Below are 17326 nucleotides of genomic sequence, written 5' to 3' on the forward strand. Positions count from 1 at the left end.
ATCATAAGGGAAGTTTATGATGCTAAGGTTACATTGCTTAACATTTCGCTACAAAAGCAAGGCGTTGACTGTACCAAGGTACAATAGCAGATAGGTGTTATGTCTCTTATTCTTTAGTTAATCATACATTAAATCCGTTAGTCATCGGAGACACTACATGAGCGACAATCAATTATCCTTCGCAACTCTTGGTCAACCTGTTGGCCTTGTTACCCAGCTAACTGGTGTTGCTGTGGTTGAATCCATCGATGGTCAAGAGCGGGTTGTTAGACTTGGTGATCCTATTTTTTTTGGTGAAGTGGTTAAAACCAGTAACAATAGCAACATCACCATTACATTTATCGATGAATCAGAAATAGTGATTGGTGATGAATCAATTGTTGAAATAAATGATGAAGTCTATAACTCAGGTGACGATGACGATTTAGTGGCGGACTCTTCTACTGACGCCGATGCGATTCAAGCTGCTATCGAGGCGGGAGAGGACCCTACTTTGATTCAAGATGCGCCAGCAGCAGGTGAATCAAACATTGATGAACAAAACAGAGTAGATGTTTCCATAGAACGAAATGATGATAGCGCATTGCCAGGTTTTGGTAATGATGGCATATCCTCTTTGCCTACTTATGGATACGATACAACCAATGGAGCGAATAGTGCTTCAGGGCGTTTGCCTGCAAGTAGTTTTGACAACACGACTTCCAATTCAACGTCTGGTTCAGACACTCAAGCCCAAGCGGGTACAGTGATTATTAATACCATTACCCAAGATGATCAAATCAGCTCAGAAGAAGCGGCTGGTAATGTCACGGTAACGGGTACTGCAACGGGTGGTGATATTTCTCAAGGTGATACCGTTACCTTGGTAATCAATGGTCAAACTTACAGCACAGAGGTGGCTCAAAATGGTACTTGGTCAGTTGAGGTAGCTGGTTCAGATCTTGTTGCCGACACTGATTTTGATGCGGTGGTAACCTCCACTAATGAGTTTGGAGCTCAAGTGCAAAGTGTGGGCTCATCAACACACACAGTTGATGACAGTGAATTGTTGATTAACCTTGATATTGATCCTATTACAGAAGACAGTACCATAAACGCGAATGAAGCGGACAGTACCGTTACCATAACAGGTAGGGTAACGGGCGATGCTTTTGAATCTGGCGTGGTTACTTTAACCATTAATGGTGTTGAGTATACGGCGCAAGTCAATACAGAAGATGGTACTTGGTCTGTCGACGTTGCGGGCAGTGATTTGGCGGCGGATACTGATACACAAGTATCCGGTTCTGTTAGCGTTAGTAATAATATTGGGCAAACTGGCTCTTCAACCACTACTGAAAGCTATTTTGTCGATACTGGTGCGAGAGCATCAATTCGTGTTGATGAGATTACTCAAGACGACATTATTAACGAGGAAGAAAGTAACCAAACTGTGACTGTTTCTGGTCGAGTAGGGTTCGATGCTTCAGCTGGTGATATTGTCTCTATGACTATTGGTGGCACCTTATACACTGCCACCGTTCAAGCCAATAAAACATGGAGTGTTGACGTCGCTGGTAGTGACTTAGTTAGTCAGGGAACTTCTTTTACGGCAACAGTATCTGGCGAAGATGATGCTGGTAATCCATATTCAGCAACAACAACGGCAACCTATGGCGTTGACTTAGAAGCCACGGCGGGTACGGTTACCGTTAACAACATCACTCAAGATGATGTGATCAATGCGACCGAAGCTGCTCAAACAATTGCTGTTACTGGTACTGCCGCGGGCGGTGATATTGCCGCTGGTGATACTGTTACACTTGAAATCAATGGTGAAACTTACACCACCAGGATTGACGAAGATGGCACTTGGTCTGTTGATGTGGCAGGCGCTGATCTTGCTGCGGATACGGCATTTGATGCGGTGGTGAGTTCAAGTGATGAAGCGGGTAACACTGTTGAATCCACAGGCTCGTCCACTCACACGGTCGATACCGAAGCAACCGCTGGCACAGTGACTGTCGGTGCGATTACTCAAGATGATGTCATTAACGCTCAAGAAAGCGGCGAAACTATTGTTGTATCTGGTACCGCAACAGGCGGCGATATTTCTGCAGGTGATACCGTTACTCTGGTGATTAACGACACGGAATACAGCACTACGGTTGATGAAGATGGCACTTGGTCGGTGGATGTATCGGGTGCTGACTTGGCTGCTGATACGGCGTTCGATGCTGTTGTTACATCTTCTGATGCGGCGGGCAATACTGTCGAATCCACTGGCTCTTCGACTCATACGGTGGATACCGAAGCTACTGCTGGTACTGTCACGGTTGGTGCAATTACTCAAGATGACGTGATCAATGCAGCCGAGTCAGAACAAACTATCGCTGTCTCTGGCACCGCTTCAGGCGGTGATATTGCTGAAGGCGATACCGTCACACTGGAAATCAATGGTGAAACTTATACTACCACCGTCTCAGAAAACGGTACTTGGTCTGTCGATGTATCTGGTGCTGACTTGGCGGCGGATACCGAGTTCGATGCTGTGGTGACATCTTCTGATGACGCTGGCAACACTGTTCAATCTACTGGTACGTCTACTCACACAGTTGATACCGAAGCAACTGCGGGTACGGTAACCGTAGACAACATCACGGAAGACGATGTGATCAACGCCACTGAAGCCGCTGGTACTGTATCTGTATCGGGTACGGCTGAAGGCGGTGACATTGCTTCTGGTGATACTGTTACACTTGAAATCAATGGTCAAACTTACACTACCACCGTCTCAGAAAATGGTACTTGGTCTGTTGATGTGGCGGGATCGGATCTGGCGGCGGATACGGCCTTCGATGCGGTGGTTAGCTCAAGTGATGCAGCTGGCAACAGAGTGGAATCCACTGGCTCATCTACTCACACGGTGGATACCGAAGCCACGGCTGGTACTGTCACGGTTGGTGCGATCACTCAAGATGATGTCATTAATGCGGCTGAATCTGAGCAAACGATTGCTGTTACTGGTACCGCTTCAAGCGGTGATATTGCTGCAGGTGATACTGTTACACTTGAAATCAATGGTCAAACTTACACTACCACCGTCTCAGAAAATGGTACTTGGTCTGTTGATGTGGCGGGATCGGATCTGGCGGCGGATACGGCCTTCGATGCGGTGGTTAGCTCAAGTGATGCAGCTGGCAACAGAGTGGAATCCACTGGCTCATCTACTCACACGGTGGATACCGAAGCCACGGCGGGTACGGTGACGGTTGGTGCGATCACTCAAGATGATGTCATTAATGCGGCTGAATCTGAGCAAACGATTGCTGTTACTGGTACCGCTTCAGGCGGTGATATTGCTGCAGGCGATACTGTCACACTAGAAATTAATGGTGAAACTTACACCACCACGGTTGACGAAGACGGCACTTGGTCTGTCGATGTGGCAGGCGCTGATCTTGCGGCGGATACGGCCTTCGATGCCGTGGTTAGCTCAAGTGATGCAGCAGGCAACACAGTGGAATCCACTGGCTCTTCGACTCATACGGTGGATACCGAAGCCACTGCGGGTACGGTTACCGTTAACAACATCACTCAAGATGACGTGATCAATGCGGCGGAATCGGAGCAAACGATTACTGTTACTGGTACGGCAACAGGTGGCGACATTGCTGCAGGCGATACCGTCACACTGGAAATCAACGGTGAAACTTACACTACCACGGTTTCAGAAAATGGTACTTGGTCTGTCGATGTGGCAGGCGCTGATTTGGCGGCGGATACGGCCTTCGATGCCGTTGTGACATCTTCTGATGCGGCGGGCAATACTGTTGAATCCACTGGCTCTTCGACTCATACGGTCGATACTGAAGCCACTGCTGGCACGGTTACCGTTAACAACATTACTCAAGACGATGTCATTAATGCTCAAGAAAGCGGCGAAACTATTGTTGTATCTGGTACCGCAACGGGTGGTGATATTGCCGAAGGCGATACCGTTACTCTGGTGATTAACGACACCGAATACACCACCACGGTTGACGAAGACGGCACTTGGTCGGTGGACGTAGCGGGATCGGATCTGGCTGCCGATACGGCCTTCGATGCGGTAGTGAGTTCAAGTGATGCAGCGGGTAACACAGTTGAATCCACTGGTTCATCAACTCACACGGTCGATACTGAAGCCACTGCTGGCACAGTGACGGTTGGTGCGATTACTCAAGATGATGTCATTAACGCGGCGGAATCGGAGCAAACGATTACTGTTACTGGTACGGCAACAGGTGGCGACATTGCTGCAGGCGATACCGTCACACTGGAAATCAACGGTGAAACTTACACTACCACGGTTTCAGAAAATGGCACTTGGTCGGTGGACGTAGCGGGATCGGATCTTGCTGCCGATACGGCGTTCGATGCTGTAGTTAGCTCAAGTGATGCCGCTGGCAACAGAGTGGAATCTACTGGCTCGTCCACACACAGAGTCGATACCGAAGCCACGGCGGGTACGGTGACTGTTAACAACATCACTCAAGACGATGTCATTAACGCGGCAGAATCTGAGCAAACGATTGCTGTTACTGGTACCGCAACAGGCGGCGATATTGCCGCTGGCGATACCGTCACTCTTGAAATCAACGGTGAAACTTACACCACCACGGTTGACGAAGACGGCACTTGGTCTGTTGATGTGGCGGGATCGGATCTTGCTGCCGATACGGCCTTCGATGCTGTAGTTAGCTCAAGCGATGCCGCTGGCAACACAGTGGAATCCACGGGTTCATCTACTCATACGGTGGATACCGAAGCTACGGCGGGTACGGTTACCGTTAACAACATTACTCAAGACGATGTCATTAACGCGGCGGAATCTGAGCAAACGATTGCTGTTACTGGTACTGCCGCGGGCGGTGATATTGCCGCTGGTGATACGGTTACCTTGGTGATTAACGACACCGAATACAGCACTACGGTTGATGAAGATGGCACTTGGACGGTGGATGTATCGGGTGCTGACTTGGCTGCTGATACGGCCTTCGATGCCGTGGTGACATCTTCTGATACAGCTGGCAACACTGTCGAATCCACTGGCTCATCTACTCACACGGTGGATACCGAAGCCACTGCTGGCAGAGTCACGGTTGGTGCGATCACTCAAGATGATGTCATTAATGCGGCTGAATCTGAGCAAACGATTGCTGTTACTGGTACCGCAACAGGTGGCGACATTGCTGCAGGTGATACCGTCACACTGGAAATCAATGGTGAAACTTACACCACAACCGTTTCAGAAAATGGCACTTGGTCTGTCGATGTAGCAGGTGCGGACTTGGCGGCGGATACGGCCTTCGATGCGGTCGTCACATCTTCTGATGCAGCTGGCAACACTGTCGAATCCACTGGCTCATCTACTCACACGGTGGATACCGAAGCCACTGCTGGCACAGTCACAGTTGGTGCGATCACTCAAGATGACGTGATCAATGCGGCCGAGTCGGAACAAACGATTGCTGTTTCTGGTACTGCAGCGGGTGGTGATATCTCGGCTGGCGACACGGTTACCCTGGTGATTAATGACACAGAATACACCACTACCGTCGACGAAGACGGCACTTGGTCTGTTGATGTGGCGGGATCGGATCTTGCAGAGGATACGGCCTTCGATGCGGTGGTTAGTTCAAGTGATGCAGCAGGCAACACAGTGGAATCCACTGGTTCATCTACTCACACGGTCGACACCGAAGCAACCGCTGGCACAGTAACGGTTGGTGCGATCACTCAAGATGATGTCATTAATGCGGCTGAATCTGAGCAAACGATTGCTGTTACTGGTACCGCTTCAGGTGGTGACATCTCGGCTGGCGATACCGTTACTCTGGTGATTAACGATACGGAATACACCACCACTGTCTCAGAAAATGGCACTTGGTCTGTTGATGTGGCGGGATCGGATCTGGCAGCGGATACGGCCTTCGATGCTGTGGTTAGCTCAAGTGATGCCGCTGGTAATACTGTCGAATCGACTGGCTCATCTACTCATACGGTCGACTTGGCTGCGGAAGCGGGTACGGTTATTGTTAACAACATCACTCAAGATGATGTCATTAACGCTCAAGAAAGTGGCGAAACCATCCTTGTTTCTGGTACGGCAACAGGTGGCGACATCGCTGCAGGCGATACCGTCACACTTGAAATCAATGGTCAAACTTACACAACTACTGTCTCAGAAAACGGTACTTGGTCTGTTGATGTGGCTGGTGCTGATCTTGCGGCGGATACAGCATTTGATGCCGTGGTTAGCTCAAGTGATGCAGCTGGCAATACAGTGGAATCCACAGGTTCATCTACTCATACCGTGGATACCGAAGCCACGGCGGGTACAGTGACGGTTGGTGCGATTACTCAAGATGACGTAATCAATGCGACCGAAGCTGGTCAAACAATTGCTGTTTCTGGTACTGCAGCGGGTGGTGATATCGCTGCAGGCGATACCGTCACTCTGGTGATTAACGACACCGAATACACCACCACGGTTGATGAAAACGGTACTTGGTCTGTCGATGTAGCGGGATCGGATCTGGCTGCGGATACGGCCTTCGATGCCGTGGTGAGTTCAAGTGATGAAGCGGGTAACACTGTTGAATCCACAGGCTCGTCCACTCATACGGTAGATACCGAAGCAACCGCTGGTACAGTCACGGTTGGTGCGATCACTCAAGATGATGTCATTAACGCTCAAGAAAGTGGCGAGACTATTGCTGTATCTGGTACCGCAACAGGCGGCGATATTGCCGCTGGCGATACCGTCACTCTTGAAATCAATGGTGAAACTTACACCACCACGGTTGACGAAGATGGCACTTGGTCTGTTGATGTGGCGGGATCGGATCTTGCTGCCGATACGGCCTTCGATGCTGTAGTTAGCTCAAGTGATGCAGCGGGTAACACTGTTGAATCCACTGGCTCTTCGACTCACACGGTGGATACCGAGGCCACTGCTGGCACAGTGACTGTCGGTGCGATTACTCAAGATGACGTGATCAATGCGACCGAGGCTGGTCAAACTATCGCTGTCTCTGGCACCGCTTCAGGTGGCGACATCGCTGCAGGCGATACTGTTACACTGGAAATCAATGGTCAAACTTACACCACCACAGTCTCTGAAAATGGTACTTGGTCGGTGGACGTAGCTGGTGCTGACTTGGCGGCGGATACAGCGTTCGATGCCGTGGTTAGCTCAAGTGATGCAGCAGGCAACACAGTGGAGTCTACCGGTTCCTCAACACACACAGTCGACTTAGCCGCGGAAGCGGGTACTTTGACTGTCGATGCGATTACTCAAGATGATGTCATTAACGCTCGAGAAAGTGGTGAAACGATTGCTGTTACTGGTACCGCAACAGGTGGCGATATTGCTGCAGGCGATACCGTCACACTGGAAATCAATGGTCAAACTTATACTACTCAAGTAGCCGAAGACGGTACTTGGTCTGTTGATGTGGCAGGTGCTGACCTTGCCGAAGACACGGCGTTTGATGCTGTAGTTAGCTCAAGTGATGCAGCTGGCAATACCGTCGAATCCACGGGTTCATCTACTCATACCGTGGATACTGAAGCAACCGCTGGCACAGTGACGGTTGGTGCGATTACTCAAGATGACGTGATCAATGCTCAAGAAAGCGGTGAGACTATTGCTGTTACGGGTTCAGCTTCAGGTGGTGACATCGCAACGGGCGACACGGTTACCTTGGTGATTAACGACACGGAATACACCACCACAGTTTCAGAAAACGGTACTTGGTCGGTTGATGTGGCAGGTTCAGATCTTGCGGCGGATACGGCCTTCGATGCCGTGGTTAGTTCAAGTGATGAAGCGGGTAACACTGTTGAATCCACTGGCTCTTCGACTCATACGGTGGATACCGAAGCCACTGCTGGCACGGTGACGGTTGGTGCAATCACTCAAGATGACGTGATCAATGCAGCCGAGTCAGAACAAACTATCGCTGTCTCTGGCACCGCAACAGGTGGCGACATCGCTGCAGGCGATACCGTCACACTGGAAATCAATGGTCAAACTTATACCACCACTGTCTCAGAAAACGGCACTTGGTCGGTGGACGTAGCTGGTGCTGACTTGGCGGCGGATACGGCCTTCGATGCCGTGGTTAGCTCAAGTGATGCAGCAGGCAACACAGTGGAATCTACTGGCTCTTCGACTCATACGGTCGACACCGAAGCAACCGCTGGCACAGTGAGGGTTGGTGCGATCACTCAAGACGATGTCATTAACGCGGCGGAATCGGAGCAAACGATTGCTGTTACTGGTACGGCAACAGGCGGCGACATCTCGGCTGGCGATACCGTCACACTGGAAATCAATGGTGAAACTTATACTACTCAAGTAGCCGAAGACGGTACTTGGTCTGTCGATGTAGCAGGCGCTGATCTTGCTGCCGATACTGCCTTCGATGCCGTGGTTAGTTCAAGTGATGCTGCTGGCAATATAGTGGAATCCACTGGTTCATCTACTCACACGGTCGACACCGAAGCAACCGCTGGCACAGTCACAGTTGGTGCGATCACTCAAGACGATGTCATTAATGCTCAAGAAAGCGGCGAAACTATTGCTTTATCTGGTACCGCAACAGGCGGCGACATCTCGGCTGGCGATACCGTTACTCTGGTTATCAACAACAATACTTACACCACCACGGTTTCAGAAAATGGCACTTGGACGGTGGATGTAGCGGGATCGGATTTGGCTGCCGATACGGCCTTCGATGCGGTCGTCGCATCTTCTGATGCCGCTGGCAACACTGTCGAATCTACGGGTTCTTCGATTCATACAGTGGATAGCGAAGCAACCGCTGGCACAGTCACAGTTGGTGCGATTACTCAAGATGACGTGATCAATGCCCAAGAAAGTGGTGAGACTATCGCGGTGTCTGGTACGGCAACAGGCGGTGATATTGCTGCAGGGGATACCGTCACACTGGAAATCAATGGTCAAACTTACACCACCACGGTTGACGAAGATGGTACTTGGTCTGTCGATGTAGCGGGATCGGATCTGGCTGCGGATACGGCCTTCGATGCTGTGGTTAGCTCAAGTGATGCAGCTGGCAACACAGTGGAATCCACTGGCTCTTCGACTCACACGGTCGACTTGGCTGCGGAAGCGGGTACGGTGACTGTTAACAACATCACTCAAGATGATGTTATTAACGCGACTGAATCTGAGCAAACGATTGCTGTTTCTGGTACCGCAACAGGCGGCGACATCTCGGTTGGTGACACGGTTACCTTGGTGATTAACGAAACCGAATACAGCACTACGGTTGATGAAGATGGCACTTGGTCTGTTGACGTGGCAGGCGCTGATCTTGCTGCGGATACGGCATTTGATGCCGTGGTTAGCTCAAGTGATGCTGCTGGTAATACAGTGGATTCTACTGGCTCGTCCACGCACACAGTCGACACAGAAGCAACCGCTGGTACGGTAACCGTAGACAAAATCACGGAAGACGATGTGATCAATGCGACCGAAGCTGGTCAAACGATTGCTGTTACTGGTACCGCAACAGGCGGCGACATTGCCGCGGGCGATACTGTCACTCTGGAAATCAATGGTCAAACGTACACCACAACTGTTGCCGAAGATGGTACTTGGACAGTGGATGTGGCGGGATCGGATCTGGCTGCGGATACGGCCTTCGATGCCGTGGTGACATCCTCTGATGCAGCAGGCAACACAGTGGAATCTACCGGTTCCTCAACACACATAGTCGACTTAGCCGCGGAAGCGGGTACTGTGACTGTTAACAACATCACTCAAGACGATGTAGTTAACGCCCAAGAAAGCGGCGAAACCATCCTTGTTTCTGGTACAGCTTCAGGTGGCGACATCTCGGCTGGCGATACTGTTACACTTGAAATCAATGGTCAAACTTACACCACCAGGATTGACGAAGATGGCACTTGGTCTGTCGATGTGGCAGGCGCTGACCTCGCAGCGGATACCGAGTTCGATGCCGTGGTTAGCTCAAGTGATGCAGCTGGCAATACAGTGGAATCCACAGGTTCATCTACTCATACCGTGGATACCGAAGCCACGGCGGGTACAGTGACGGTTGGTGCGATTACTCAAGATGACGTCATTAACGCTCAAGAAAGCGGCGAAACCATCCTTGTATCTGGTACAGCTTCAGGCGGCGACATCGCTGCAGGCGATACCGTTACACTGGAAATCAATGGTGAAACTTACACCACCACAGTTTCAGAAAATGGTATTTGGTCTGTCGATGTAGCAGGTGCGGACTTGGCGGCGGATACGGCCTTCGATGCCGTGGTGACATCTTCTGATGCGGCGGGTAATACTATTGAATCCACGGGTTCATCTACTCATACGGTGGATAGCGAAGCAACCGCTGGCACAGTCACGGTTGGTGCGATTACTCAAGATGACGTGATCAATGCTCAAGAAAGTGGTGAGACTATCACGGTGTCTGGTACGGCAACCGGTGGCGATATCTCGGCTGGCGATACGGTTACCTTGGTGATTAACGACACCGAATACACCACCACCGTTTCAGAAAACGGCACTTGGTCTGTTGATGTGGCTGGTGCTGATCTGGCTGCTGATACTGACTTCGATGCCGTGGTTAGCTCAAGTGATGCAGCTGGCAACACAGTGGAATCCACTGGCTCTTCGACTCACACGGTGGACACCGAAGCAACCGTTGGCACAGTGACGGTTGGTGCAATTACTCAAGACGATGTTATTAACGCTCAAGAAAGTGGCGAAACCATCCTTGTTTCTGGTATGGCAACAGGTGGCGACATCTCGGTTGGTGACACTGTTACCTTGGTGATTAACGACACCGAATACACCACCACAGTTTCAGAAAACGGCACTTGGTCTGTCGATGTATCGGGTGCTGACTTGGCTGCCGATACGGCCTTCGATGCGGTGGTGAGTTCAAGTGATGCTGCTGACAATACAGTGGAATCCACTGGCTCGTCCACGCACACAGTCGACTTGGCTGCAGAAGCGGGTACGGTGACTGTTAATAACATCACTCAAGACGATGTCATTAACGCTTCGGAATCTGAGCAAACGATTGCTGTTACTGGTACCGCAACAGGCGGCGACATCTCGGCTGGCGATACCGTCACACTGGAAATCAACGGTCAAACTTATACTACCACCGTTTCAGAAAACGGTACTTGGACAGTTGATGTATCGGGTGCTGATCTTGCGGCGGATACTGAGTTCGATGCGGTAGTAAGTTCAAGTGATGCGGCTGGCAACGCAGTGGAATCTACCGGTTCCTCAACACACACAGTCGACTTGGCTGCAGAAGCGGGTACGGTGACTGTTAACAACATCACTCAAGATGACGTCATTAATGCCCAAGAAAGTGGTGATACCATCCTTGTTTCTGGTACGGCAACAGGTGGCGACATTGCTGCAGGTGATACCGTTACGCTAGTAATCAACAACACCGAATACACCACCACAGTTTTAGAAAATGGTACTTGGTCTGTCGATGTGGCAGGCGCTGACTTGGCTGCGGATACGGCGTTCGATGCTGTGGTTAGCTCAAGTGATGCAGCAGGCAATACAGTGGAATCTACAGGCTCATCTACTCATACGGTCGATACTGAAGCCACTGCTGGCACGGTTACCGTTAACGACATCACAGAAGACGATGTCATTAACGCTCAAGAAAGCGGCGAAACCATCCTTGTTTCTGGTACCGCTTCAGGTGGTGACATATCGGCTGGCGATACTGTCTCACTGGAAATTAATGGTCAAACTTACACCACCACCGTCTCAGAAAACGGTACTTGGTCTGTTGATGTGGCAGGCGCTGACTTGGCGGCTGATACGGCGTTCGATGCTGTTGTTACATCTTCTGATGCGGCGGGCAATACTGTCGAATCCACTGGCTCTTCGACTCATACAGTCGACTTAGCCGCGGAAGCGGGCACTGTCACGGTTGGTTCGATTACTCAAGATGACGTGATCAATGCGACCGAAGCTGGGCAAACGATTGCTGTTACTGGTACGGCAACAAGCGGCGACATCGCTGCAGGCGATACCGTTACCCTGGTGATTAATAATAACACCTACACTACCCAAGTAGCCGAAGACGGTACTTGGTCTGTCGATGTGGCAGGTGCTGATCTGGCTGCAGATGCCATTTTTGATGCAGTTGTAACTTCGTCTGATGCCGCAGGCAATAGTGTAGAAAGTAAAGCAACGTCGACCCATACAGTCGATTTGACAGCTAATGCCAGTATTGATGTTGATGTTATCACTGGTGATAAGCTCATTAGTGCGGCAGAAGCTGAAGAAGGGAATTATGTTTCTATTACTGGTTGGGTTGGTGGTGATGCTCGACCAGGCGACACGGTTACGATTGAACTTGAAGGGAATGCTATAGGGACTGCGCAAGTCAGTGCAGAGCAGGATTCAAGTGGTAGATACTTGTACAGTGTTGATGTGTTGGGCTCGGATTTAGCGAATGCCACGGATAACCCATCCATCACGGCAAAAGTCACTGGTACTGATGATGCTGGCAATGATTTTGTTGCTACCAGTACTGAGATTTATAAGGTTGATCTAGTCGCAGATATTGATGCTTTTGTTAAAGATGAAAGTGGCGATATGGTCATTAATCTTGATGAACAAGGCAATATGACCGTTGGTGGTTGGATTGAATTAGGCGGTGACGTTCAATCTATTACCATTACCGATGAACAAGGAAACAGCATTAGGATAACGGAAGGCATAGATATTGAGGATGATAGTGGTTATGGCTATTTTGAAATTGGAGCGGATGTCTCTAGTTTACTTGATGGTGAATTAAGCGTTGTCGTAAATGCTTCGGATGCCGCTGGTAATACTGTTCAGTCTGAAGTGATGAGCATAGAGAAAGATACTTCAGCTGAATCCGGTGAGGTAACCGTTAATGCAATTACGTCAGATGACATTATCAACATAACAGAGAGTGAGCAGACGGTAACTGTGTCTGGTAGCGCTTCTGGTGGTGATATTTCAGCTGGTGATGTTGTCACCATGACCATTAATGGCACTGAATACTCAACCCGTGTTCAAGCGGATGGTACTTGGTCAGTTGCGGTAGCAGGCTCCGATCTCGCTGCAGATACCGAATTTGATGTTGTGGTTTCTTCTACTGACAGTGCAGGAAATGAAGTTGAGTCTACAGTAAGTTCGACACACACAACGGATTTAAGCATTGCTACACCGTCCATTAGCTTCGAAAGCACGGGTGACGACTCTTTATATAATGCCGATGAGGTGGGTGAAGACGGCACTGTGACAGCGACAATTGCTGTAACTGGTTCTGAAGTGGGCGACAAAGTTACCTATCAGATAAACAACAATACGGCTGTTACCATCACTTTGACGGCCGCCCTTATTGAAAGTGGTATTGCGGTTGAAGTGGCGCCAGAAGATAGCATAACTGTGAGTCTTTCTGATGACGCGGGTAACCGTTCCGTTGAAGTCAGCGGAACTGCACCAGCAGCGGATCTAGAAGCAGAAGCGGGAAGCGTTACTGTCAATGCAATTACCTCTGATGATCAGATTGATGGTACGGAATTATATGACACTGTGACCGTTTCTGGTCAGGCTTCAGGTGGGGACATTACTGTGGGTGACCAAGTTAAGATGGTCATCAATGGTACGGAATACACGACGACCGTTAATGACGACGGCTCTTGGTCGGTAAATGTCGCTGCCAGCGAATTGGCCGAAGATACAGAGTTTGATGTTGTGGTTACTTCCAGTGATGCAGCGGGTAATACAGTAGAAAGCCGAGGTACGTCAACTCATACCGTAGATCTGTCGACAGAAGTCACTTTATCGGCTGGTGAAGGTCAACAAGTTGTGCTGACAGGTTTGCCCGAAGGTTTTGTTTTCCCAGACGGTGTGACGCAAGTAACGACGGACTTTGGTGCCACTATTAGTCTGGTTGATGGAGAATATCTATACCAAGCGCCAGTTCGAGATCACAGTGACTCGCAAGGAGATCAAGACTCAGTCACAGTCACCTTGGACGATGGTCGTAGTTTTATTGTCAACATTGATGTAGAAGATTCCGTGCCAGTAGCCGTAGATGATCAAACGGATATCACAGTTCGACGCGAAACATTTGAAGTGTCCGGTGTTGAAGCGAATTGGGTTAGTCGCAGTGGCGGGACAAATGTTTGGACATTTGATGGCAATGATAATGATGACGGAGACGATCAAATTCGCTGGGGTCATTCGGCAAACTATAACGGAGCACAATCTGGCTACGGTTTTGTTGATAATGACGCGGAATTAGATGGCCATTTTGAACTTAACGAAGACATAGTGCTAGGGACTTTTACTCATTATAACTACCCAATTTTTGACGGTGGTGCCATTAATGCGGCTTCAATGACGGTTGATTTCGCATTGACCGATGACTTAGGAACCACTGAGTCGGTTCAATTGACGGTCAACTTCAGTCATAACGAAACACTGAATGTAAATGGTGATGAAGAAGCCTCTCGTGACATAGTTACCGTGGAAAATACCTTTGTTACTTTTGAATGGGAAGGCGATATTTACACTCTACAAGTGGTTGGTTTTCGTGAAGTAGGCAACCCAGATGGAGAGATCATTACCTCTATCCATACCTATGAAAATGCTTCCACAAGCTATGAACTTGTTGTTCGAGTGGTTGAAGGAGAAGGTTACAGCTTACCTGAAACAACGGGTAACGTGTTTGATGACAATGGTCTTGGTGCAGATGAGTTAAGCCAAGATGGTAGTATCAGCGTGACGAATGTGGCTGCCGGCAATACGGTCGATGTAGATGATTTCGCAGCGGGACAAAGTGTTGAAGGTGAGTACGGTCGTTTAACCTTAAATGCGGATGGCAGCTATGAATATCTTGTGACAGCAAGTGTTTCAAACATTCCTAGTGGTGCAACTGAAACCTTTACCTACATGATTCAAGACCAAGATGGTAGTACAGCAAGTGCCACATTGTCGATCAATGTAGGCTTGAATAATACGCCAGAAGCTTTTGATGATACTTTTGTGTCTATAACAAATGGCCTTAAAGGTGAGTACTTTGGCTTCAATGAACAGATTGATAATTTAACCGACTTCAAAAACTTGATCTCTAATAGCAGTGCTGATGCCGAATTTGTCGCCTCGAATATTGCTTACCAGTATGGTACAGGTAATGTTTCGAGTGGTTCTAATCTACAGAATTTCTTAGGTAGCGATGCGGCAAGTTTGAGTAATGATCCAGCAACCACGAGCGATGGTGGTATGCGCTTGTCAGGTTATGTTTATCTAGAGGCGGGCAGCTATAACTTTAAGGTGTATGCAGACGATGGCTATCAAATCACCCTTGATGGTAATGTGGTGGCGTCCGCCAGTAACAATCAAATAGCCTCAGAAGATACATTTGCTAGTTTTACAATCGCAGAAGACGGCTATTACGCCATAGAAATGTTGTGGTGGGATCAAGGTGGAGATCATGTTTTTCAGCCAGAGATTAGCGATGATGGTGGCGTAACTTACTCCGCTCTTGATTCATCAAGCTTAACGGCAAGCCTTTCTAGTACTGGTGGTGCGATAACAATGGATCCATCTGAACTCTTATCTAATGATACGGATTTAGATGGAGACACCTTAAATATTACAAGTGTTTCGAATGCACAGCATGGCTATGTTTATATGGATGCCACTGGAAAGATAATTTTTATTCCAGAAGTGGATTACAGTGGTAATGCATCATTTGATTACCGCATTTCCGATGGTAAAGGTGGTGAGTCGACAGCGTCTGTAAACTTATCAGTGCAAAATACTGCAGCAAGTATCACAGTGGATATAACCGAAGTCGCTGCTCAAGAAAGCCAATTTAACGCTAAATCTGATGTTATTACCAATGCAACTCATATTGAGTCTAAGGATTATGATAATTGGGTTAGATTTGATAACAGCGATCATCAAATCGACATTGGCGATGATATTGAAGCCAGTCTGCAAACAGGCTCGGGTGATGACAGTATCTATGTCAAAGACGATCTAAAAGGTAATGGCTACCTTTCAACGGGGAGCGGAGACGACAAAGTCTTTATTGGAGATAAAGTCGATGCAACTATGGAGACAGGGGCAGGAGATGACTCTGTCACTGTAGGTGGAAGCTTAACACGTGATGGTTATATCAATTTAGGCAGTGGTAATGACACTTTATCTATCAATGGGAATCTTCTTGCTTCAGTACACACTGGCTCTAACGATGATTATGTTGTGATTAAAGGACTTATCAGTCAAGGATACAATCAGGGCTACATTAGTGGGGGAGCCGGAACGGACTCCATTGTATTAGAGTCTTACACACTACAGGATTACCAAAATAATAAGGATAATATTAAGTATCAGGTGTCTGGCTTTGAAAATATTATGTTGGCAGATGGCTTACTAAAAGGTGACGAGAATGCCTTTAATAATAGCAGTACGGCTGGCTATAGTGTGGCAATTAGTGTGGCGGATTTGGCGCAAAATGAGAATGTGGAAAGCATTACCATTACTGGTGTTCCAGATGATGCTAAGCTGCAACAAAACGGTGAGGATCTGACTGAAAATTCAGATGGCAGTTATACGGTAACCTTGTCAGAAGGGCAAACGGAAGTAGATGATTTGTTGATCGTGAGCACTACGGATCAAGAGCTAGGACAATTTGATCTCGCCGTGACCGCCAATACCAGCGATGTAAATGATGGGCTTATGAACACCACACAAGATGACTATCTCGTTGGATCGGGTAATGATGATTATCTTGAAGGTGGAGTTGGTGAAGACAATATCTTGGGCAACCTTGGTGATGATGTACTGTTCGGTGGTGAAGACAATGCTGTTGATAGTCTTACTGGTGGAGAAGGCAATGATATCTTTATTCTGAATAATGATGATGACTTGTCTGATGGCTTTACACAAGACTTGTTGGTTGACTTCAACATGAATGAAGATTCATTGGATATCTCCGATTTACTGGATCTGCCGAATGGAACAGATTCTGAAGACGCTGATGCTATCACGGCATTCCTTGAGTCTAATGTAAGTATTACGGAAGACGGAGAAGGCGCGAAACATTTAACAATTGGTTCAGGTGAAGAGGCTCAGGATGTTGCTGTATTTGGTGATGCGAGCAATGTTGCTGCTGGCGGCACCATTAGTGTGGTATTTAATAATCAAGAATACGACATTAACATTGATGGTTAATGGTGATAGCCAAAAAAGCCGAGTACAGAACTCGGCTTTTTTCGT

General features: G+C 48.5%; 1 protein-coding gene. It reads left to right on the top strand.

The genetic code is table 11. The features are described 5' to 3' along the window. Positions 1 to 157 precede the first annotated feature (157 nt). On the top strand, positions 158 to 17281 hold the full coding sequence (locus ABXS85_RS00580; protein ID WP_353668108.1) for an Ig-like domain-containing protein: 17124 nt from the start codon (positions 158 to 160) through the stop codon (positions 17279 to 17281). Positions 17282 to 17326 lie beyond the last annotated feature (45 nt).

Source organism: Marinomonas sp. THO17 (genome assembly GCF_040436405.1).
Lineage (GTDB): Bacteria > Pseudomonadota > Gammaproteobacteria > Pseudomonadales > Marinomonadaceae > Marinomonas.

Coding starts and splice junctions, on each gene's coding strand:
- ABXS85_RS00580 (WP_353668108.1), top strand. CDS start 158: ATGAGCGACAATCAATTATCCTTCGCAACTCTTGGTCAACCTGTTGGC.